This is a genomic window from Clostridium sp. UBA871 (assembly GCF_002295255.1).
Taxonomy (GTDB): Bacteria; Bacillota; Clostridia; order Clostridiales; family Clostridiaceae; genus Clostridium_J; species Clostridium_J sulfidigenes.
Map to the genome: position 1 here is coordinate 22,049 of NZ_DBFV01000002.1, position 23,119 is coordinate 45,167.

At 29.0% G+C, this 23,119-nt stretch carries 23 protein-coding genes and 4 tRNA genes; 24 read left to right on the forward strand and 3 right to left on the reverse strand.

Annotation, left to right across the window (positions count from 1 at the left end; all coding sequences use genetic code 11):
• Nucleotides 1-258 precede the first annotated feature (258 nt).
• The 16 genes from yedF to B3086_RS00265 all read left to right on the forward strand — a co-directional run bounded on the left by yedF (nt 259) and on the right by B3086_RS00265 (nt 14,738).
• Nucleotides 259-864 carry a sulfurtransferase-like selenium metabolism protein YedF gene (gene yedF / locus B3086_RS00190; RefSeq protein ID WP_414632259.1) on the forward strand — a complete coding sequence of 202 codons (606 nt, stop codon included), beginning with the start codon at nt 259-261 and terminating at the stop codon, nt 862-864.
• Nucleotides 865-889: 25 nt separating this feature from the next.
• Nucleotides 890-1,144 carry a DUF3343 domain-containing protein gene (locus B3086_RS00195; protein ID WP_346880494.1) on the forward strand — a complete coding sequence of 85 codons (255 nt, stop codon included), beginning with the start codon at nt 890-892 and terminating at the stop codon, nt 1,142-1,144.
• 85 nt (nt 1,145-1,229) lie between these two features.
• Nucleotides 1,230-1,421 carry a DUF951 domain-containing protein gene (locus B3086_RS00200; protein ID WP_346849171.1) on the forward strand — a complete coding sequence of 64 codons (192 nt, stop codon included), beginning with the start codon at nt 1,230-1,232 and terminating at the stop codon, nt 1,419-1,421.
• 102 nt (nt 1,422-1,523) lie between these two features.
• Complete coding sequence (gene rpsF / locus B3086_RS00205; RefSeq protein WP_035132009.1) at nt 1,524-1,814, forward strand: 30S ribosomal protein S6; 291 nt, start codon at nt 1,524-1,526, stop codon at nt 1,812-1,814.
• Between the two features lie 9 nt (nt 1,815-1,823).
• Nucleotides 1,824-2,261, forward strand: coding sequence for a single-stranded DNA-binding protein (locus B3086_RS00210; protein ID WP_035132007.1), 438 nt, complete (start codon nt 1,824-1,826; stop codon nt 2,259-2,261).
• 24 nt (nt 2,262-2,285) lie between these two features.
• Entirely contained in the window at nt 2,286-2,549 is a 264-nt protein-coding gene (rpsR, locus tag B3086_RS00215) for a 30S ribosomal protein S18 (RefSeq protein ID WP_035132005.1), read from the forward strand.
• Between the two features lie 184 nt (nt 2,550-2,733).
• Complete coding sequence (locus tag B3086_RS00220) at nt 2,734-3,051, forward strand: MazG-like family protein (protein ID WP_035132003.1); 318 nt, start codon at nt 2,734-2,736, stop codon at nt 3,049-3,051.
• Between the two features lie 12 nt (nt 3,052-3,063).
• A complete protein-coding gene (locus tag B3086_RS00225; RefSeq protein WP_346849172.1) occupies nt 3,064-4,059 on the forward strand; it encodes a DUF2232 domain-containing protein in 996 nt (331 codons plus the stop codon).
• A 3-nt stretch (nt 4,060-4,062) separates the two neighbouring features.
• The gene (locus B3086_RS00230; RefSeq protein WP_346880493.1) at nt 4,063-6,057 is read left to right on the forward strand and encodes a DHH family phosphoesterase; all 1,995 of its coding nucleotides are present in this window, start codon (nt 4,063-4,065) and stop codon (nt 6,055-6,057) included.
• Nucleotides 6,058-6,059: 2 nt separating this feature from the next.
• Nucleotides 6,060-6,506, forward strand: a complete 447-nt coding sequence (rplI, locus tag B3086_RS00235) for a 50S ribosomal protein L9 (protein ID WP_346849174.1) — start codon at nt 6,060-6,062, stop codon at nt 6,504-6,506.
• Between the two features lie 118 nt (nt 6,507-6,624).
• Nucleotides 6,625-8,457, forward strand: coding sequence for a Lon family ATP-dependent protease (gene lonC, locus B3086_RS00240; RefSeq protein WP_414632260.1), 1,833 nt, complete (start codon nt 6,625-6,627; stop codon nt 8,455-8,457).
• 192 nt (nt 8,458-8,649) lie between these two features.
• The gene (locus B3086_RS00245; RefSeq protein WP_346849176.1) at nt 8,650-9,981 is read left to right on the forward strand and encodes a replicative DNA helicase; all 1,332 of its coding nucleotides are present in this window, start codon (nt 8,650-8,652) and stop codon (nt 9,979-9,981) included.
• Nucleotides 9,982-10,106: 125 nt separating this feature from the next.
• Entirely contained in the window at nt 10,107-10,598 is a 492-nt protein-coding gene (locus B3086_RS00250; protein ID WP_346849177.1) for a TM2 domain-containing protein, read from the forward strand.
• A gap of 107 nt (nt 10,599-10,705) precedes the next feature.
• Nucleotides 10,706-11,662 carry a 3'-5' exoribonuclease YhaM family protein gene (locus B3086_RS00255; RefSeq protein ID WP_346892553.1) on the forward strand — a complete coding sequence of 319 codons (957 nt, stop codon included), beginning with the start codon at nt 10,706-10,708 and terminating at the stop codon, nt 11,660-11,662.
• A gap of 356 nt (nt 11,663-12,018) precedes the next feature.
• Entirely contained in the window at nt 12,019-13,407 is a 1,389-nt protein-coding gene (locus B3086_RS00260) for an NAD(P)/FAD-dependent oxidoreductase (RefSeq protein WP_346892555.1), read from the forward strand.
• 44 nt (nt 13,408-13,451) lie between these two features.
• The gene (locus tag B3086_RS00265) at nt 13,452-14,738 is read left to right on the forward strand and encodes an adenylosuccinate synthase (RefSeq protein WP_035135758.1); all 1,287 of its coding nucleotides are present in this window, start codon (nt 13,452-13,454) and stop codon (nt 14,736-14,738) included.
• A 162-nt stretch (nt 14,739-14,900) separates the two neighbouring features.
• On the opposite strand, the gene B3086_RS00270 is transcribed toward B3086_RS00265, so the two are convergent.
• Nucleotides 14,901-16,139: an NAD(P)/FAD-dependent oxidoreductase gene (locus B3086_RS00270; RefSeq protein ID WP_346892557.1), complete on the reverse strand. Its 1,239-nt coding sequence runs from the start codon at nt 16,137-16,139 to the stop codon at nt 14,901-14,903.
• Nucleotides 16,140-16,414: 275 nt separating this feature from the next.
• Between B3086_RS00270 and B3086_RS00275 the strand changes: the two genes are divergently transcribed.
• From B3086_RS00275 to B3086_RS00295, 5 genes are all read left to right on the forward strand, one after another.
• Nucleotides 16,415-16,489 (forward strand) — tRNA-Glu (locus tag B3086_RS00275).
• 5 nt (nt 16,490-16,494) lie between these two features.
• A tRNA-Val gene (locus B3086_RS00280) sits at nt 16,495-16,570 on the forward strand.
• Nucleotides 16,571-16,583: 13 nt separating this feature from the next.
• Nucleotides 16,584-16,660 (forward strand) — tRNA-Asp (locus B3086_RS00285).
• Nucleotides 16,661-16,665: 5 nt separating this feature from the next.
• Nucleotides 16,666-16,740, forward strand: a tRNA-Thr gene (locus B3086_RS00290).
• A 213-nt stretch (nt 16,741-16,953) separates the two neighbouring features.
• Nucleotides 16,954-18,222 carry a DNA polymerase IV gene (locus tag B3086_RS00295; protein WP_346849180.1) on the forward strand — a complete coding sequence of 423 codons (1,269 nt, stop codon included), beginning with the start codon at nt 16,954-16,956 and terminating at the stop codon, nt 18,220-18,222.
• A gap of 56 nt (nt 18,223-18,278) precedes the next feature.
• Here the strand turns inward: B3086_RS00295 and B3086_RS00300 are convergent, their stop codons facing one another.
• Both B3086_RS00300 and B3086_RS00305 read right to left on the reverse strand, forming a co-directional pair.
• The gene (locus tag B3086_RS00300; protein WP_346849181.1) at nt 18,279-19,268 is read right to left on the reverse strand and encodes an ATP-binding protein; all 990 of its coding nucleotides are present in this window, start codon (nt 19,266-19,268) and stop codon (nt 18,279-18,281) included.
• A complete protein-coding gene (locus B3086_RS00305) occupies nt 19,261-20,256 on the reverse strand; it encodes a DnaD domain protein (RefSeq protein WP_346849182.1) in 996 nt (331 codons plus the stop codon). Before B3086_RS00305 ends, B3086_RS00300 begins: the two co-directional genes overlap by 8 nt.
• A gap of 354 nt (nt 20,257-20,610) precedes the next feature.
• On the opposite strand from B3086_RS00305, the gene B3086_RS00310 reads away from it, so the two are divergent.
• From B3086_RS00310 to B3086_RS00320, 3 genes are all read left to right on the forward strand, one after another.
• Nucleotides 20,611-21,483, forward strand: coding sequence for a M23 family metallopeptidase (locus tag B3086_RS00310; RefSeq protein ID WP_346849183.1), 873 nt, complete (start codon nt 20,611-20,613; stop codon nt 21,481-21,483).
• Between the two features lie 179 nt (nt 21,484-21,662).
• Nucleotides 21,663-22,124 (forward strand): MarR family winged helix-turn-helix transcriptional regulator, encoded by a 462-nt coding sequence (locus B3086_RS00315; RefSeq protein ID WP_035134559.1) that lies wholly within the window; start codon nt 21,663-21,665, stop codon nt 22,122-22,124.
• Between the two features lie 16 nt (nt 22,125-22,140).
• A complete protein-coding gene (locus B3086_RS00320; RefSeq protein ID WP_346849184.1) occupies nt 22,141-23,115 on the forward strand; it encodes a beta-ketoacyl-ACP synthase III in 975 nt (324 codons plus the stop codon).
• Nucleotides 23,116-23,119 lie beyond the last annotated feature (4 nt).

The window sequence follows — 23,119 nt, forward strand, 5'->3', positions numbered from 1 at the left end:
TCCTAGGTTGAATTTATCATATTTAGATATATAATAAGTAAAATTTATATATTATAAATTTAGATATGATATATTCTATAGATTTGATATAATTAGTATGTTAATAAAGATTGTATTATAGTAAGTTGGTATAACACAATAATACAACATTATAATAAATATATACAATATCATATTATTATATTAAGTAGAACATATTAATTAATAGATATTAACTAAATATTATTATCAAATAATATTTAATAGGGGGAAAATGTTATGGAAAATATTAGAAATGAAATTGACTGTAGAGGATTAAATTGCCCAATTCCAGTAGTAAATACAAAAAAATATTTTGATGCTTTAGAAAGTGGTATAGGAGTAACTGTTGTAGATAATGAGGTTGCCAAAAATAATGTGGTTAAATTTGCTCAAGGAAATGGATTTGAATATGAAATAGAAGAAAGAGAAGGCAATATATACTATATAACAATTATAAAGGGAGAAGTTACAGTAGAAGAATTAAATCTAAAAAATTCTAAAGAAAAAGAAGAGACTTTTACTATTGTTGTAGGTTCAGATAAATTGGGAAATGGAGATGATGAACTTGGAACAGCTCTTATAAAGAGTTATTTATTTGCACTTTCGGAGGCTGAAGTTATACCAACTAATTTAGTATTCTTAAATGCAGGGGTAAAGTTAGTAGTTGAAGGAGCACTTACCCTTGATAGTTTAAAAAGATTAGTAGAGAGAGGTGTAAATGTACAAAGCTGTGGTCTTTGTTTAGATTTTTATGGATTAAAGGAAAATCTTGCAGTTGGAGAAATTAGTAATATGTATGCAATAATTGAAATGATGAATAAAGGAAAAACTATAAAGTTATAAGAAATAGTGCTAGGAGATATATGAAATGAAAGAATTTTTAATTGTAACTTTCAATAATACTCATGAAGCCATGAAAGCTGAATCAGTATGTATTAACGAAAAGCTTAAGGTTACTATGATGCCAACACCAACATATATAACAAAAAGTTGTGGAATAAGCTTAAAGGCGGATATTGGTATTTTAGATAGCTTAAAAGAGATAATAAAAGATAAAAAGATGGAGTTCAAAACTATTTATCAATTTACTGATAGTAAGTTAATAGAGTTAAATATTGACTAACATAATATGAGATGGTAAAAAATAAGTATAAAACAATATAGTTTATTGATATAAATATTTGGAAACAATGATATAGGAGAAGAATATGAAAGAATTTGAATTAAATGATATTGTAGAAACTAAAAAAACACATCCATGTGGTAGTAATAAGTGGGAAATAATTAGAATGGGTGCAGATATAAAAATTAGATGCACCGGATGTGATAGAATTGTTATGATTCCTAGAAGTAAATTTGAAAAGAGTGTAAAGAAAATTCTTAAGAATGAGGGAAAATAAGATAACAATATTGACTTAATAGTTTTACTATGATATAATTTGATGATGTAATCCCTGCTGTGAAAATCACAGCCGTTAGTCCGGGGGGAGGAGGTGAAACTAATGAGAGCATATGAAACTATATTCATATTACACCCATCATTAGACGAGGAGGCTGTTAAAGCTAACGTTGAAAAATTTAAAGGTGTAATAGAGAACAATGGTGGAGAAGTTGAAAGCGTTGACGTTTGGGGTAGAAGAAAGCTAGCTTATGAAATCGCTAAAGTTAACGAGGGTGTATACACATTAATCAACTTCAAAGCTGACGCTGAATTACCTAAAGAATTAGACAGAGTATTCAGAATTACAGATGGTGTTATAAGACATATTATAATCAATCCAGAAAGCAAGTAGGTGGTATTAATGAATAAGGTTGTTTTAATCGGAAGATTAACCAAAGACCCAGAGTTAAAATTTACTCCAGGTACAGGTACAGCTGTAGCCACATTTACAATTGCAGTTAATAGAAGATTTAAGAAGGAAGGTCAACCGGATGCTGATTTTATACCTGTAGTAGTATGGGGTAAACAGGCTGAAAGTACTGCTAATTACATGAGTAAAGGTAAACTTTTAAGTGTAGCTGGTAGAATTGAAACTCGTTCTTATGAAGCTAAAGACGGTGGAAGAAGATATGTTACTGAAGTAGTAGCTGATGAAGTAAGTTTCCTTGAATGGGGTGGCAATAAAACATCAGGAATGAATACTGGAGCTGTTTCTCACAATGATTCATCAATACCAACAGATTACTTTGGTGGAGGAGATATGACTCCGATTGATGATGGTGAGGATATGCCATTTTAATAATTAGGTAAGGAGGTAAGAGTAATGGCTTATGATAGAAACGATAAGAATGATAGAAGAAAAGGCGGAAATAGAAAAAGAGCTAAGAGAAAAGTATGTGCTTTTTGTATGGATAAAGCAACTTCTATAGATTATAAAGATATCAATAAATTAAGAAAGTATGTTACAGAAAAGGGTAAAATATTACCAAGAAGAATTTCTGGAAACTGTGCTAAACACCAAAGAATGCTAACTGTAGCTATTAAGAGAGCTAGAAACATAGCATTATTACCATTCACAACTGAATAGTAATAATTTATTTGGTAAAACAAATATATAATTAATAAAAACTAGTGAATCGCTGTTATTCACTAGTTTTTTATTTTAATCTCAGAATAACTGTGAAATAAAGGTAAATATACCTATAATCATGTTGCATAAATATAAAAAAAAATTTACAATAGACTTATAGCCTAAAGAAAGGATGATTCTTATGAGACGAGAAGAGTTTAATATTATGTCCAATATAAAGATAATAGAAGGACTAAAGGCAGAATTAGTTTGTATTGTAGGTGATTTTTTTAAATTATTAAGTAAAGGGAGTAATATAGCACAAGATGCAATTTTAGATTGTATATCAGGAGCAATAATAATATTATATATTTTAGCAGAAAAATTAGGATATTCTCATTTAGCAATTGATGAAACTATGAAGAAAAAATTAAAGGTTGGTATAGTAGAAGGTGATCCTCTTGAGAAAAATGGAAAAGAGCTTAGTAAGCTTTATGACCATATAAGAGAAAGGAATTAGAAGGAGGATGTTATGGAACAAAAGATTAATACAAAAAATTTAATAGAAACTGCGTTGATGACAGGTATTATAACTATAATAAGCATTAGTGCATCATACATTTTATTGTTTTATATAATAGGTTTAATATTGTTGCCAATTTTAGTAGCTCTTATTTATTATAGGAATGGAATGAAGTATTCAATAGGAACTGCATTAATAAGCACAATATTAGTAGCTATATTTCTCAATCCTATTTTGGCTATAACTTCAGGTATGTCTTATGGGATAATAGGTGCGGTCTTAGGTCACTGCTTAAAAAATCAAAAGAAAACATATAATATGTTAATAACCTTGATTATAGCATGTATAATATCAATGCTGGTTGATGTATGGTTAACTAGTAGGCTTGTTAGTAATATAAGTGTAATTCAATTTATTAATAATAAATTGAACACATATATACATGAATTTAAGACATATATAACTCAAACTAAAGAAATTTATAGTAACATGGGTATGAATGCTACTCAACTACAAATGTTTGAACAGATAGAATCTATCTTTACAGTTGATCTCTTAGCTATGTTGATACCAACTGTATTATTTATAGCTTCCTTTATACAAGCATATTCAACCATATTATTTACACATTTGATATTTAGAAAACTTAAATATAAAGAAGTAAAATACTTAAGGTTTTCAGAGTTTTATGTATCTAATCTAGTTGGAGCTGCATTAATTGCTGTTATTAGCATATGTGCAATAGTAGGAAGTCGGGGAATTACAGGGGGGTTATTTTTATATAATGCTATTTTGATGTTAACAATTATGATATTAGCTGTGAACGGAGCAGCTGTAACTGATTATTATTTTAGAAAGAAACTAGGAATGCCTAAGGCAATGAGAATACTTTTAGTAATTCTATTGTTTATAATAGGATCATCTAAGATTTTAGGAATAGTAGGTTTTGTAGAAATGATGTTAGATTTTAGAAAGCTGGATCCATATAGAATCAGAAAGGCGTAATATATGAGTAAAGAGAATTTTAAAGAAATGCTACTTAATTTTATAAAAAGTAAAATAGTTATAACTATTTTAGTTATATTATTAGTAGTGTTTTTTATAAAGAATATGTTAATTATTTCAAATATACTACTTCTAATATATGCAGCCGCTCTTTTGTATATTATATTTGATAATAGCAAGAAAGATAATTTTTCTAACAAAATTGAAAATATAATACACAAGGTTGATACTGTTAAGTCTACGGCATTTTCTAAGGTGCATTTTCCAACTATGTTTTTATTAGAAAATGGAGAGGTAATATGGTATAACGAAAGTTTAGCTTTAAGATTAGAAAATAATGATATAGTAGGTAAAAATATAAAAGAAATAATTAAAGAGTTCAATATAAAATTAGCATTAGAAGGAAAAAGATCAGAGTATAAAAATGTTGTTTTTAAGGATAGAATTTATGATATTTATATAAGTATTATTCAAGATTATGAAATTAATGAAGATAATAATCTTATAGTAATTTCTTTTGATGATATTACAGATAATGTTAATTTGATAAATCAAATTAATAATGCTAAAGAAAGTGTAATGCTCATAGAGGTAGATAATCTTGATGAGGTTATTAAGACTACAGAAGAAGATTTAAGACCACAGCTTATAGCAGACATAGATAGAACTATAAATAACTATGCTAATAGCCTAAAAGCGTTAATAAGAAAATATTCATCAAATAAATATGTATTAACAACTAAAGATGCTAATATAGAAACTGAGATGAATAAAAAATTTGATATACTAGATACAATTAGAGAAGTAAGCAGTGGAAATAAACTTACAGTTACTCTAAGCATTGGAGTGGGTAGAGGTGGAGAAAATCCAGCTCAAAATCATGAATTTGCCACTATAGCAAAGGATTTGGCTCTTGGAAGAGGTGGAGATCAATGTGTAGTCAAGAGCTTTGAAAAAGTATCTTTTTATGGTGGAAAAACTAAAGAAGTCGAAAAAAGGACTAAGGTTAGAGCTAGGGTAATTGGTCATGCACTTTTAGAACTGATAAATGAAAGTAGCAATGTAATTATAATGGGACATCACAATCCAGATATGGATTGCTTGGGAGCAGCAATAGGAATGTATAGTACCATACGTTCTTTAAATAAGGAATGTTATATAGTTATGGATGAGCCTCATGATGCTGTGCAGTATATGTTGGACAGATTAGATGAAGATGATAACTATAAAGACACATTTATAAATATAAATGCAGTTAAAAATATTAAAAATGATAAAAGTTTATTAATATTAGTTGATGTTCATAATGAAAGTTACGTACTTTCTATGGAGGTAGTAGATTACTTCAGTAGAATAGTAATTATAGATCATCACAGGAAAACAAAAGACTTTATACAAGGTACAATGTTAAGCTATGTGGAAACCTATGCATCATCAACATCAGAATTAATAACAGAATTAATTCAGTATATGGTTGAAAAACCAAAATTAAGAGAAGTAGAAGCGGTAGCTCTATTAGCAGGTATTTGTCTAGATACTAAGAATTTCTGTTTTAAAACTGGAGTTAGAACCTTTGAAGCAGCAGCATTTTTACGAAGGCTAGGTGCTGATACTGTAGATGTAAAAAGAATTTTTAGTGAAGCTTTAGATATTTACATAACAAGAGCAGATATAATAAAAACTGCAAAGGTTAAAAGTGGAATAGCTGTAGCGAAATGTCCACCAGAAATATCAAATTCTGTATTACCAGCACAAGCAGCGGATGAATTGCTAAATATTACAGGTATTCAAGCATCCTTTGTTATTGCTAAAATAGAAGAGGGCACTTATATAAGTGGAAGATCCTTAGGTGAAATAAATGTTCAGGTAATATTGGAATATTTAGGTGGTGGAGGACATTTAACAATGGCAGCTGCTAGAATTAAAGATTCTAATCAAGATGAGGCAGAAGAATTATTAAATGATGCTATAGAAAAATACTTAAGGAAGGGTGAATAATAATGAAAGTTATTTTATTACAAGATGTAAAATCAGTTGGAAAAAAAGGAGAGGTTGTTAATGCCTCCGATGGGTATGCAAGAAATTTCTTGTTTCCTAAGAAATTAGCACAAGAGGCAAATGATGTTAACATGCATATTTTAAATAAGAAAAATGAAGCTGATAGAAAGAAGAAATTAGCTGAAATAGAGGAAGCTCAAAAAGTTGCAAATGAACTTAAGGATAAAGAAGTAATTATCTATGCTAAGTCAGGAGACAATGGTAGATTATTTGGAGCTATAACCACAAAAGATATTTCTCAGGAAATGGAAAAACAATTAAATATAACAATAGATAAGAAAAAAATAATAGTTAATACTATTAAAACTATGGGATTATATGATGTAGAAGTAAAGTTATATCCTGAGATATCAACTAAAATAAAGGTTATTATAAAAGAACAACAATAGATTTTAAAAACCGAGGGGAGGAAAGCATAGAAGGTATAAAAGTCCTTCTATGCTAATAATTTTGAATATAAATTCAGTTGATAAAATAAATAATTTTAGCTTAGAAGAAGAATTAACTATGGAAGTAGAAATAGAAGTTTTAGAAGAAGTTATGTACAAGCTTTTAGATGAAGGCACTATTAGAGGTAGAGCAGTAAAGTTTAAGGTTCAAAAGCATTTAAATAGTAAAGATATGTATAGAAAACTTTATGCTATAAATAAAATAGTTACTAATGGAAAAGGAATTAGTGTTCCACCAAGTGATAATAATATAGAAGAAGTTTTAAAAGAAACTAGCCTAGAAATAAGTGAACTTCTAGCTAAAAGATATGTACAAAATAAATTAGATGCAGAAGTGGAAAAGCAAATTATAGAAAAACAGGACAAGTATATAGATGAGGTAAGACTAGGAATCATAAAGAAACAAAGAGGACCAGAGAATAGTAAGACATTAAAGAAATATGCAGAGTTTGAATGTTTAGATTCAAAGCATTTAACTCAAAACATTATGAGTATGCTTAGACCTGATAGTTTTTCAGAAATAATTGGGCAAGAGAGAGCTATTAAATCTTTAATATCTAAGATGGCATCTCCATATCCACAACATATAATTTTATACGGACCACCAGGAGTGGGTAAGACTACAGCAGCTAGGATTGCGCTTGAAGAAGTTAAGAAATTAAAGCATACGCCATATGATAAGGATGCAAAGTTTGTAGAAGTAGATGGAACCACATTAAGATGGGATCCAAGAGAGATATCAAATCCTTTATTAGGTTCAGTACATGATCCTATATATCAAGGTTCAAAGAGAGATTTAGCTGAAAGTGGTACTCCAGAACCAAAGACTGGACTAGTTACAGAAGCACATGGAGGAGTTTTATTTATAGACGAAATAGGTGAATTAGATTATACTCTTCAAAATAAATTATTAAAAGTTTTAGAAGATAAAAGAGTTGAGTTTTCATCATCATATTATGATCCAGATGATGAAAGTACACCTAAATATATTAAGTATTTATTTGACAATGGTGCTCCAGCTGATTTCGTTCTAATAGGCGCTACTACTAGAGAGCCAAGTGAGATTAATCCAGCATTAAGATCAAGGTGTACTGAAGTTTATTTTGAACCACTATCTTCTGTAGATATAGAAAAAGTTGTATTAAATGCAGCTAAAAAGTTAAATATTAAATTAGAGGATGGTTTAGCAAAAGAGATAAGCAGATATACTATAGAAGGTAGAAAAGCTGTAAATATACTTGCAGATGTATATGGATATGTATTATTAAATAATGAAGAGAGAAATGATGTGGTTATAACTATTTCTGATTTTAATGAAGTAGCATCTAATAATAGATTAAGACCATATGAAGATATTAGTGATTTAGATTCTAAGGAAGTTGGGCAGATTTTTGGTCTTGGGGTATCTGGATTCTTGGGATCAACTATAGAAATAGAATGTTCAAGTTTTGAGGCTAGGGAAAAAGGTAAGGGAACTATTAGATTTAATGATACTGCTGGATCTATGGCAAAAGATTCTGTTTTTAATGCAGCCTCTGTTATAAGAAAGATTACTGATAAGGAAATCAGAGATTATGATGTTCATGTAAATGTTATTGGTGGTGGAAAAATTGATGGACCATCAGCAGGTGCAGCTATAACAACATGTATTATAAGTGCCATTTTAGAAAAACCAATAAGACAGGATATTGCAATTACTGGTGAAATATCAATAAGAGGTAAGATAAAACCAATAGGAGGAGTGTTTGAAAAAATATATGGAGCAAAAAGAAAAGGTATAAGGCAGGTAATAATACCAAAAGATAACTTGAAGGATGTTCCAGCTAATATTAAAAATATAGAAGTTACAGCTGTATCAACAATAGAAGAACTAATAGAATTAGTATTTTAGATATTTTGATTATTAAAACCCTGTAATATGATTATACAGGGTTTTAATTTAATTTTATAAATGTTTGGATTTTTTTATAACTACATTATAATTAAAGAGAAGGATTTTATAATAAATAATGTTTTCTACATTATTTATTCCTTGAGAGTACATATAGGAGTTTTCTTTTAATATATCGCAGGAGGTAATAATATGAGTGACTCACTTAGAACTATGCCACAAAATATAGAAGCTGAGCAGTCAGTAGTAGGGTCTATGTTAATAGATAAGAATGCTATTGCACAAGCTGCAGAGGTTCTTTCAGCTGAAGATTTCTATAAAGATGCTCATAAGACTATTTTTAAGGCTATTAGAGATTTATATAATAAAGATATACCTGTAGATATGATAACCTTGGTAGACTATCTAAAATCTAATGATATGCTTGAGCAAGCTGGAGGGGTAACATATATTATGGAGATAAGCACCTCAGTACCTTCTACAGCTAATTTATCTTCTTATATAAAAATTGTTGAAGATAAATCGACCCTTAGAAGGCTAATTAGAAGCTCAACGGAAATAATTGAAAATAGCTATAATAAACAAGATGATGTAGAATCAGTAATAGACTTGGCAGAAAAAAATATATTTAATATATCTGAAAAACGAAGTACTAGTGATTTTGAACCTATGAGTACTGTATTGGAAAGAGGATTTTTAGAGATAGAAAAGATTTTTAATAATAAAGGTCAAGTAAATGGAGTAGCTAGTGGATTTAAAGATTTAGATGCAAAAACTTCAGGGTTTCAGAGCGGAGATATGGTTCTAATAGCAGCTAGACCATCTATGGGAAAAACTACATTTTGTCTTAATATAGCCCAAAATGCAGCTATTAGAGATGGTAGGAAAGTTGCAATATTCTCATTAGAAATGAGTAAGGAGCAATTAGCATATAAGCTCCTTTGTGCAGAGGCTAATGTAGATATGGTTAAGCTTAGAAATGGAGATTTAGACGATAGAGATTGGGAGAATATAGCAAGGGCTTCAGGACCACTTGCATCTGCGGGAATATATATAGATGATACTGCAGGTATTTCTGTCATGGAGATGAGGTCTAAATGTAGAAGACTTAAAATAGAGCATGGAATAGATTTAATTATCATAGACTATCTTCAATTAATGTCAGGAAGCAATTCTGATAATAGACAACAGGAAGTATCAGAAATATCAAGAAGTATAAAAGCTTTAGCTAAAGAAATGAAATGTCCAGTAATTGCATTATCTCAATTATCCCGTGCACCAGAACAAAGGGCAGACCATCGTCCGATGTTATCAGATTTAAGAGAATCAGGTTCTATTGAGCAGGATGCAGATATAGTTATGTTCTTATATAGAGAATTTTATTATAGCAAAGAAAAAGAAGATGAGAACATAGCGGAATGTATATTAGCTAAACATAGAAATGGTGAAGTTGGAACCGTAAATTTAGCATGGATAGGTAAATATAGTAAATTTGGAAACTTAGACTTAGTTCATACAGAGTAATTTAAATAGATTTCGTAGAAGTTAGTAATAAAGTATAATTATATATGATTTATATTTATTGCATATACTAAAGCCTTATTACATAAAGATATATTAGCTATACTTTATGTGAGGTGAGATTACTCATGGTAAATGAGATGAAGAACAATAAATTAATAGATGATAAGTTTAACAATGGAAAAGAGACATATTTTCACAAGCATTCGGAATTAGATGATATTACTATAACAGAGGAACATGAAGATGACATTGTAAGTCTGTATAATAATGGAATTGTGAAAGATATAAGAGATACTAGTAACACCAATGAAGAAGTAAAAATAATTAAGACTAAAGAGTTTTATGGTGACAAAGATAAAGGGTCTATATTAGAATCTAAGGAGAAAGATTGTAGTGAAAAAAGTTGGGGAGCAACATTAGTGTTTTGTATACTTTTAGGTTTTATAGGCTTCCATAGATTTTATGTTGGAAAAGCAGGAACTGCAATATTAATGTTACTTACACTAGGTGGTTTTGGCATATGGATTATAGTAGATTTAGTATCTATAATAATAAATAGTTTTACAGATGAATATGGTAGAATTGTTAAAAGAAAAAAGTCCATAGATCAAAATTAAAAAGATGTGGTAAAACATATCTTTTTTAAGTATTATTGAATAATTTTAATAGATTTGATAATATTCATCTTATATAGTACAAGAAGTAAAGATTAAGGAGAACAGTTATGGAAAATAAGAAAATTGGTGAGTTTAATAAAGGGGATAGAATTGAAAGTTTTTTCTTAGTAAAAAATGCAGAATGTAAAATAACTAACAATAGTACTACGAATAAATATTTAGATCTTATGTTAATAGATTCAACTGGAGAAATAAATGCAAAGCTATGGGAATGTAATGAAAATATTGAAGCTTCAATAAAGGATAATATACTTGTAAAAGTAAGAGCTGTAGTTAATGAATATAGAGGGAAATTACAGTTAAAGATAGAGAAAATTAGACCAGCTACAGAAGAAGATAATGTTAATATAGATGAATTTATACTAGTTGCTCCTTATAAGTCTGAAGATATGTTTGAAACTCTATTAGATTATATAGAGAAAATAGAAAATAAAGATATAAAACATATTACAGAAAATATTATCGGTAAATTAAGTTACAAGTTAATGCATTATCCAGCTGCTAAATCCAATCATCACGCAATTAAAGGTGGTCTTTTATATCATATAACCACTATGTTAAATGCGGCAGAAAGATTATTAGGTATATATGATTATCTAAATAAAGATTTATTGTATTCAGGTATAATTCTTCATGATATAGCTAAAATAATGGAGATGGAATCTAGTGATCTAGGAATAGTATCTAAATATAGTACGGAAGGCCAGTTACTTGGGCACATAATACAAGGAATTGGTTTAATTGAAGATGCTGCAATGGAAGTCAAAGCAGATAAAGAAATAGTTATGTTATTACAACATATGATATTAACACATCACTATGAGCCGGAGTATGGAAGTCCTAAGAAACCTATGATACCAGAAGCAGAAATGTTACATCATTTAGATGTATTAGATGCTAGAATGTATGATATGCGTAAAGCTACTAAGGATTTAAATCCAGGTGAATTCTCTGAAAAAATATATAGTTTAGATGGAATAAGTATATACAAATCATTCATATAAATACGAATAATATAAATATAAAAAGTGTAATATATTCTTATAGGATATGTTACACTTTTTATGGTTTAAGATAATATTATAATAAATTTAATTATAATAAAAAGCTAATTATATATATTATATTAACAAAATATATTGTATAAAGCCATTTGTATAATATATTTTAGGAGATTTAAAGTTTATTATCAAGAAATAATAAAAGCGCTCTATGTTAGAATAGAGTAAATAAATATTGGGAAAAATAAATTTCTAAAGAAATATATTTACGAAGAATTTTAAATGTACTATATAAAATATTCGTATTTTTTATTGAAAATACTACATCTCTTTGTTAATATATTTATGGGGTGATTAACATGTATAAAAATTATGATATTATAATTGTTGGTGCAGGAGCTAGTGGTGTTTTCGCAGCCTATGAATTAACAGCTTTAGGCTCAAAGGCTAAAGTACTAATGATAGAAAAGGGAAATAGCCTAGAAAAAAGAAAATGTCCCATAGATGGGAAAAAAATAAAAGCTTGCATTCATTGTAAATCTTGTGACATTATGAATGGTTATGGTGGTGCTGGAAGTCTTTCAGATGGTAAGTATAATATAACTAATAACTTTGGTGGAGATTTATATAAATATGTGGGTAGGCAAGAAGCTTTAGATCTAATGTATTATGTAGATAAGGTTTTATGTGATCATGGTGGAAGTGATGCGAAGTTATATTCAACTGCGGATAGTACACTAAAGACTGAGGCACTAAAACATGATTTACATCTTTTAGATGCTAAAGTTAGACATCTTGGTACAGATAGAAATGTAAAAATACTAGGTAATTTATATAATAAGATAAAAGATAATATAGAGATGAAGTTTAATACTGAAGTTGTAGCTATAGAAAAGCACGGTAAAGAATTTATAGTAAAAACTGAGGATGATGAATTTAGATGCAAAGATATAATAGTTGCCACAGGAAGATCGGGATCTAAATGGATATCTAAGGTTTGTACTAAGCTAGGTATAGAAAGTAGAAGTAATAGAGTAGATATAGGTGTTAGAGTTGAACTACCTGCAGCTATTTTTGAACACATAACAGATAAAGTATATGAAAGTAAAGTTGTATATAGAACTAAGAAGTATGGAGATTTAGTCAGAACATTTTGTATGAACCCACATGGTGAGGTAGTTAGTGAAAATACAAATGGAATAGTAACAGTAAATGGACATAGCTATTCAAATCCAGAACTTCATACAGAAAACACAAACTTTGCATTATTAGTTACTAATAATTTTACAGAGCCATTTAAAAATAGTAATGAATATGGAGAATCTATAGCAAGACTTAGCAATATGCTAGGTGGCGGAGTATTAGTTCAAAGATTTGGAGATTTAGTACAGGGGAGAAGAACTAATGATCATAGAATGAGTAAAAGTTTTACTATTTCAACTTTAAAAGCTACACCGGGAGATTTAAGCTTAGTTATACCAAAGCGTCAATTAGATGCTATAATAGAAATGATATATGCTCTAGATAATATAGCACCAGGAACAGCTAATGAAGATACATTGTTATATGGTGTAGAAGTTAAGTTTTATAATTCTAATATAGAAGTGGATAATAACTTAGAGACAAAAGTAAAAAGCCTTTATGTATTAGGAGATGGATCTGGAGTTACACATTCACTATCACAAGCATCTGCTAGTGGTGTTTATGTTGCTAGAATATTAGAGGAGAAATATAGTAAGCTAGTTTAATTTATAATAAGTTTTACTAATGAGTAAAAAAGGAGATGTAGAATATGTCATCATTTGTGGTATTAGGAGCTCAATGGGGAGACGAAGGAAAGGGTAAAATGACTGATTATCTTGCAGAAAGTGCAGATGTAGTTGTTAGATTCCAAGGAGGAAATAATGCAGGTCATACTGTAGTAGTGGGAGAAAAAGAGTATAAGTTACATTTGATTCCATCAGGAATACTTTATAAAGACAAACTTAATGTAATAGGCAATGGAGTGGTTGTAGACCCCGAGGCTCTATTTACAGAAATGGATTATTTAAAGGGATTAGGAGAAAATATAACACCAGAGAGATTAATAATAAGTGACAGAGCTCAAGTTATAATGCCTTATCATAAAGTATTAGATGCTCTTAAGGAAGAAGCTAGAGGAAAAAACGATATAGGTACTACTAAAAAAGGAATAGGACCTTGTTATACTGACAAAGTTGAGAGATGTGGAATAAGGGTTTGTGATCTTATTAAACCAGAAGTATTAAAAGAAAAATTACAAGAATATCTTCCAGCTAAAAATGATTTAATAGTTAAAATTTATGGTGGAGAAGCCCTAAGCTTTGATGAGGTTTTCGAGGCCTATTTAGAATATGGTAAGAGAATGAAGCCGTTTGTAGATGATGCATCAGTTAGAGTTTTTGATAGCATAAAAGCAAATAAAAATGTGTTATTTGAAGGAGCTCAAGGAACACTTCTGGATATAGATTTTGGTTCATATCCATATGTAACATCTTCTAATACCGTAGCAGGTGGTATATGTACAGGTGCTGGTATAGGACCAACTATGATAGATAGTGCTGTAGGAATTGTAAAAGGATATACAACTAGAGTTGGAAAAGGACCTTTTCCAACAGAACAAGAAAATGAAGTTGGAGATTGGATAAGGGAAAAAGGATTTGAGTACGGAGTTACTACAGGAAGAAGTAGAAGATGTGGTTGGCTTGATCTTGTTATATTAAAAAGTGCTGCTAGAGTTTCTGGATTAACTAGTTTTGGAGTAACTAAGATTGACACACTAGCGGGGCTTGATAAAATACAAGTTTGTGTAGGATATAAGTTAGATGGAAAAGTAATAGACTACTTCCCAGCTAGCCTTGAAGATTTAGCAAAATGTGAACCTGTGTATGAAGAGTTTGATGGATGGGATGAAAGTATAAAAGATGCTAGAAAATATGAAGACCTTCCAGAGAATGCAAAGATATACTTAAGAAAAATAGAAGAATTCACTGGTGTTAGGATATCTATAATATCAGTAGGTCCAAAGAGAGATCAAACCATGAGAATCGCAGATCTTTAAAAGTACGTCATTGCATTAAAGATTACAAAAAATTAGTTCAAAGTTTAAAACTGATAAGAAATAAATTTATTTCCTATCAGTTTTATTTTTTTATATTAATTCAAGTAATATTTAAAATCACACAAATTACCTTGAATATAGCTCTTATGTTAATAGGTAAACCTAATCCTTTAGTGCATTATAAATGGCGTTCACAGCAGCGCTAGAGGAGCTCCAGCACCATTGCAAATTAAAACCACCACAATCACCATCAACATCTAAAATTTCACCACCAAAGTATAGACCTGGAGTTAGTGTAGATTCTAAAGTTATAGGGTTTACCTCTGTAGTATCTATTCCACCGATGGTAACTTGAGCATTTTCAAAAGAGTTGGTATCAATAACTTGAAACTTCCAATCACATAAAAGCTTATAAAGTTTAAATCTATATTCATACTCTAGGGAATATGTAGGCATGTGAATGTCAGTAATTCCACACTCTTTTAATATAATAGGAATAAGTTTTTTATTTATAATTCCTACTAGATTGTCTGAAATACTTCTATATGAAAACACTGCAAAGTGTGTTTCAAAAAAATCTACTATATGGTCATAATCTGAATTAAGTAAATTTACATGTATAATAACTGATGACTTATTCATAATTCCTTTAGAAGCAATTCTACTAAGCTGTAGAATTGGAGGACCTGATATACCATAGTCTGTGAATAAGATTTCACCAAATTCTTGTTTTTTAGTTTCACCATTTACTTCTATATTACAAGAGCTTTCAAATTTCACTCCAGAAATGGCCTTAAGTCTATCATAGTTTAGTTTTAATTGAACTATACCAGGTGTTAAGTTTATTAATCTATGGCCAAAGTTTTTAGCTAGTTTATGACCAGAGCCATCAGATCCTGTTTTAGTATAACTTTTTCCTCCAGTACATAAGAGAACTTTTTTACATGTATATGTAGTTGAAGAAGTAATAATTTCAAAGTAACCCTTCTTTGTGTTAATGATATTTAAAACTTTTTCATTCATGTAAGTTGGTATATTTCTTTCAGATAAATTCATTCTAAGAATATCTAACACAGAGGATGCTTGAAGAGATAATGGGTATATCTTTCCAGAATCTAAGGTACATGTATATATTCCTATGGATTTAAAAAAGTTAAGGGTATATTCTAAATCATAGGTATTAATAATATCTTTAAAAAAGTTATTATTATCACTATGAAATCTTGATAAGGATAATTTTTCGTTTGTTAAATTACAGCGTCCATTACCAGTAATTAACAATTTTTTACCTACTCTATCGCTACTATCTATTATAGCTACGTCTATACTTAAATCTTTTGCTTTAATTGCAGATACTATGCCACAAGATCCACCACCAACAATAATTAAGTCATGATACAAAATAAAATCACCTCAAGCCTTTAAATGTATTTTATAACATATTAACTAATATATTAACTATAGTATATAGAATTATACTACATATTAAAACTATAATATAAGTTTATTATTAAATTATAATATATCTAATAAATAATATATTTTCTGTATATAATTTTGGAGAAAAAAATAAAAAAAATTATTTTTAAAATTTTGTTGACAAAAGTTTAAAATTTTTGTATTATAATAAATGTCGGATGAACCGGCAAACACAAAACAAAAGCAAAATGACATATGGCTCCTTGGTCAAGCGGTCAAGACACCACCCTTTCACGGTGGTAACAGGGGTTCGATTCCCCTAGGAGTCACCATACTAGGTCGCATAGCTCAGCTGGGAGAGCACCTGCCTTACAAGCAGGGGGTCACAGGTTCGATCCCTGTTGCGACCACCACATAATCTAATGTGGCCCAGTGGCTCAGTTGGTTAGAGTGCCGGCCTGTCACGCCGGAGGTCGAGGGTTCGAGTCCCTTCTGGGTCGCCACTTATGCTGGCATGGCTCAACGGTAGAGCAGCTGATTTGTAATCAGCAGGTTGTAGGTTCGATTCCTATTGCCAGCTCCAAAGATTCTGAATTAATTCAGAGTCTTTTTTTATTTTTTGAATTAATACATAAGTAAAAAATAATTAAATACATAAAAATTAAATATATAAATATTAAGGATATATTTTAATTTAAAATAAATTATTGTCATAAAGGTATATAATTATATCTTTACAAACGAATATTTGTTCGTTAAAATAAGAATATAAGTTAATTTTGAGGATGTGATATTTGTGGAGAATAAGTCCGAGAGAATAATATTTCACATAGATGTTAACTCTGCATTTCTATCATGGACAGCTATAAATTTATTAAAATGTGGAGAAAGTGAAATAGATATAAGAAAAATTCCTTCTATAATAGGTGGAAGTATAGAAGATAGAAGAGGAGTAGTTTTAGCAAAATCAATTCCAGCTAAGAAATTTAATATAATAACCGGAGAACCTATAGTAGCTGCGTTGAAAAAGTACCCTCAATTAAAAGTTTATCCACCAGAACATAAACTATATACAAGGTTTAGTAATGATATGTATAAATTGTTAGAGCCATATTCTGATTTTATTGAAAGGTATTCTATAGATGAAGTTTTTATGGAAGCAAGTCATTTTAAATATGACTACATGGAAAAGGCTAAGGAGATTAAAAGAAAAATAGAAGAAGACTTGGGTTTTACAGTAAATATAGGAATAGGAAATAATAAGTTATTAGCTAAGATGGCTAGTGATTTTTCTAAGAAGAATTCTATCCATACATTATTTAAAGAAGAAATAAAAATAAAGATGTGGCCACTTAAAGTAGGCGATTTATTTATGGTTGGAAAAGCAGCAGAAAAAAAGCTTATAGATTTAAATATATTTACAATTGGAGATTTAGCAAATTATAATTTGAGTATTTTAAGAAATATATTTAAGAGCTATGCAAATATAATTTATGAATATGCCAATGGAATAGATAATTCACCCATAAACTGTGATAATTATGTGGATGTAAAAGGCATAGGAAATTCAACTACTACAAGCAAGGATATATTAAGTACAGATGAAGCTTTAAAAGTATTATTGTCACTTACTGAAAGCGTAGCTAAGAGACTTAGAGCTAATAAGTCTTTATGTGGTATTGTAGTTGTATCAATAAAGTCGAATATATTTACAACTTATTCTCATCAGAAAAAGTTTTTAACCCCAACAGATTCGACTGAAGAAATTTTTAAATTAGTGAAAGTAATATTTAAGGAGATGTGGCGTAGAGAACCCATAAGATTATTAGGAGTCAGAGTAACTAAGTTGAGTGATAATAGTATATATCAAAAATCTTTATTTGATGATGAAAAAATAGATAAACAAAGAAACTTAGATAGTACTATAGATAAGATAAGAGAAAAGTATGGAGATTCATCCATAATAAGATCTACCTTTATAAGCTCAAATAATAAAAGGGGCTTAGAAGATGAAAAAGCAGAAGATTTTTTAATGATGGGAGGCCTTTATGATTCTTCTAAATAAAAAAAACATCCTAACTTAATATAAGTATAAGTTAGGATGCCTTTGATCAAATGAAATTATTTAGAGGATGCTTTACTATTTAAATTTTTTTGAAGCCTTATATCATCACCATAAAACTTAAACAAAGAAAAATTACCAAAAAGTCTAGAGGTAATACGTTCTGAATAGATAGATAATAATTCATCTAAAGAAAAGTTACTAGATATTAACATTTTTTTATTTCTTAGAAGCTTTGTATTCAGTAGGTTAAATAACTCAGATATAGCAAATTCTGAGGATACTTCTGTACCTAAGTCATCTATTATAAGCAAATCACAATTAATTAGGTGATCTTCTAGAGTTGAATTGTTATTAAATCTTATATCTTTTAAGTTTTTAATCAATTCTTCAGAAGTCTTATACACTATAAAATATCCATTATCTATTAATTCTTTTGCGATACAGTGAGATAAAAAGGTTTTTCCAGTGCCTGGATTACCATAAAAAAGAAGATTTTCTAATGTTGACTCAAAGTTTGCTATATATCTAAAACATTGATTTACAATGCTTTTCATATTTTCCTTTGGACTATATTTTTCACGGCCAATTCTTTTATCACTATAGAAGTCCATATTAAAATTAGCAAAATTATGATCATCAGAAACTATGAATAAATCACTATTTCTATAATAAAAACTATTAAGTTTTTGTTTATAGCAACTACATTTTTGTAATCCTATAAATCCAGTATCATTACATTTATTACAATTATAATGAATATCTAGATAATCTAAAGGATAACCGTTTGATACCAGTAACTCAGTCTTTTTAACTCTTAAATTAGTTATATTTTCCTTTAGTTCTTTTAAATGTTGTTCTCTATTAGGCGCATCCTGAAAGGCGGCTAGGGAAACCTTAATACATAGCTTCCCTATATGATTTTCAATATCATCTATTTCAGGAACACGTTTTTTTACTTCTGATTTTCTTAATTCTAAAGCATTTTTTTGATTTTCCTTTATTTTATCATAAAGTTTCATAATTTCTAAATGATATTTATTAGTCATTATTATCCCATCCTAAAAGTTTTCTTTCTAAATCTTCAAAATCATAGGTCCTTTGATCGTAACTATGAAATTTACCTTTGCCTTTTTTTGTATTGGTATTTGAAACTTCATTAACAATAGGTTTAAAATTAATTTTTTTCTTGTCTTTTAACTCAATATCTTGAAGAGTTTTAATTTTGTCTTTAAACCAACTATTAAGTATACCATCAATATATTTAAAGTCGGCTCTATTTAGTCTTTCAAAGCATATGTCACAAGCTTTATATATAATTTCTAAAGAAAAATTATATACATTTAACCATTTTTCCAAAAGCTCTTCTTGAGGTTTCATAACATCACCATTTTTCAGACCTAAATAAGTTAAGATTTTTCTTATATTAATCCATTTATCCTCATGCTTTTTTATAAAGTCTTGTGCTTCGTCTATACTAGTTATATTGTTATCACTCCAAGATACAGCTATTTTCTCAATATATCTATAGTCAGATTTTCCTTTAGAAACACAATATTCTATAAGTAAAAGTATAATTTCAGGAGAAAAATTAAAGTCGTTTTGCCATCCGAGATAAGTAGTCATTTCTTTGGGCGAAAGTGGACGTGCTAATAATCTTTCTATATCTTGCAACATATCTTTAACCATAGAATTATCTAGTTCTTTTAATAAATTCACAGATTTTCCGTTATCGGGAGCCTTAGTTAGTTCTAAGAATTCTATATTATAATTTCCCATATTATCTATGGGAACTAATCTTATAACACCTTCGTCATTCCAATAATTCCAAGCATTTATTACGTCAGTTTCTAATAAGGATAGAGCTGAAGCTATAAGAGTTGAGTTTACACCGATTTCTCCACTAACACAATATTTAAGACCAAGTAAATAAACTTTTATATACTCGCCTCTAGCCTTTGCCATGAAGTTATCTATAAACACATTGCTTACAGGAGTATAATCTAAATTTTTGGTTTTAAACATAAAAGTACTCATAAAATCTCAACCTTTCCATGTTATCGTAATGTAATAGCATTACATTAAACTCTTGTTGAAAACTAAGGTTATAATTATATATAAGTAAATAAATTATTTATTTGTTATATAAGTTATATCTTATTGCTCTATTTTTATAACCTTTTAGAATAAGTTTCAATTAAGAATTATATTATAACCTTAGTATATCATATAGTAAACCTATTAAAAGTAAAATTTAATAATTAATAAATGTATAGATATTAGTATATAAAATTAATATTTTATTAATAATAAAATTGACTATTGTTTTGTACATTATGTTTAAAATAATTTCAATGGGGTATATTATCATTGTAGTAGGGAGGTAATACAATGATGAAAAATATACTACGAGAATTAGTCATAGTATGTGTATCACTCTTATGTATTTTAACTATGATTACCATGAATCCGGTAGAAGCAAAAGAAAATGTAAAAGCGAATGAAAAAATAAAGGCAGTAGTTATGAAATCAGATGGTGTAGAAATTGGCATAGTTGCTGATGAAGCCACAGGTAACAATGCTCTTAATAAAGTAAGAGATATCTATATAGATACATGTAATATAGATAATGTTAAAGATATTGCTGTAAATAATAAGATAGTATATGAAAAAATAATTTGTAATAAAGAAGATGTTTTAAGTGAAAGTGAAATTTCTAATAAAATAATAGGATACAATAATACAAATGATAACAGTTTAATTAACTTTACAGTTACAAAAGAAAATCAGGTTAAATATATACAAAAGACTAATAATTCGCAAGTTGCTTTTACGCCTCTTAGTAGGGGGAATACCCAAATAAATAGAGAGGTTTTTTTACACAATTCAATAACAACACCTATAAAAGGTATACTAACTTCCACTTTTGGTGAGAAGAGAGAAGGATATTATCATAAGGGAATTGATTTGGCTGCTAATACAGGTACTGAAATTCAAGCTGCATTAGATGGAACAGTGAGCTTTTCAGGGATAGCAGATGGGTATGGTAAAGTAGTAATAATCGACCATAGTGATAACTTGCAGACTGTATATGCACATTGTAGCAAATTAAATGTGTCTGAAGGTGAACAGGTTCTAAGAGGGCAAGTTATAGCAGAAGTTGGTAATACTGGAGATAGCACAGGTCCACATCTACATTTTGAGATAAGAGTAGATGGAGTTCCAATAGATCCCTTGGGATATACAGGGATAATTGGATATTAAATTTTTAATAAAGTCTAGATTTATCTAGACTTTATTTTTGGTAAAAATGAATAAATTGTGACGAGTTAAATTATTTGTAAAAATAAAAGTAAAAAATATATATTGACTTTGTTTTTCTTTAGTAATATACTTTGATTATCAAACTATTTGAAAGTCAAACAAAAGGAGAATAAAGTAGAATGAAATCCTTAAATTCAAATAAATACGTATTAAATGAATTATTAGTAACTATATTTAATGATATTCTAGAGATTGAACAAACTGCTCTACAAGAAGGAGTACTTAAAGATTTATCGGTTACAGAGATACATACTATTGAAGCTATAGGAATGTATCATCCAAGAACAATGACGGAAGTAGCAAATGATTTAAATATTACAGTAGGTACTTTAACTACAGCCATAACGAAACTTGTAAAAAAAGGATATGTAGAACGTACAAGAGGAGAAGAAGATAGAAGATCTGTAATGATAGCTCTTACTAGAAAAGGAAAGTTAGCATATAGAGTTCATGAAAAATTTCATCAGGACATGATTAGTGAAACTATAAAAGGTTTAACAGATGAAGAGGAAGAAGTGCTAATAAGATCTCTAGAGAAAGTAAATAGCTTCTTTAAGTCAAAATACAATCTTAAAAAATAAGTAAAGGAGAATAAATGTGATTGGTTCAAGAATACTAGGAACAGGTTCTTATACACCATCTAATATAGTTTACAATAAAGATATAGAGAATATTGTAGATACTTCAGATAGCTGGATTAGAGAGAGAACTGGAATTGCGGAAAGAAGAATTTCTACTGGAGAAGATACTTCAGAATTAGCAATAAAGTCAGCTCTAAAGGCTTTAGAGGATAGTAATGTAGATGGTAAAGAAATTGATTTAATTTTAGTGGCTACAGTTTCACCAGATAGTTTAATTCCATCAGTTGCATGTAATGTACAAAAGGAAATAGGTGCTGTAAATGCTATGGCTTTTGATATAAATGCTGCATGTAGTGGGTTTATATTTGCGTTAGATATAGCTAAGGGATATATAGAAACAGGTAGGGCTACAAAAGCTTTAATAATTGGAGCAGAGGTATTATCTAAAATCGTAAATTGGGAAGATAGAAATACTTGTGTATTATTTGGAGATGGAGCAGGAGCTGTAGTTATAGGAAAAGATTCTGAAGAGCATATAAGTTATATCAACTGTAAAAGTGTAGGATCTAAAGGTGAATCCCTTACTTGTGACATACTTCCTATGGAGAATATATGTACCAAGGAAGTTATAAATAATAATAAGATTCAGATGAATGGAAAAGATATTTATAAGTTTGCTGTTAAGGTTATGGAAGAGGAATTTAATAGAATTATTCAAAAAAGCAATATAAAAAAGGATGATATAGATTTTATACTTCCACATCAAGCTAATATAAGAATGATAGAAAGTGTTAGTAAGAAAATTGATATACCTTTATCTAGATTCATTATAAATTTAGACAAAAAGGGTAATACATCTAGTGCAAGTATTCCAATAGCTTTAGATGAAGCAAATAAAAATGGTCAAATCAAACAAGGAAGTAACATAGTAATTATAGGATTTGGTGGTGGACTAACCTATGGTAGTGCACTGTTAAAATGGAATAAATAATTTA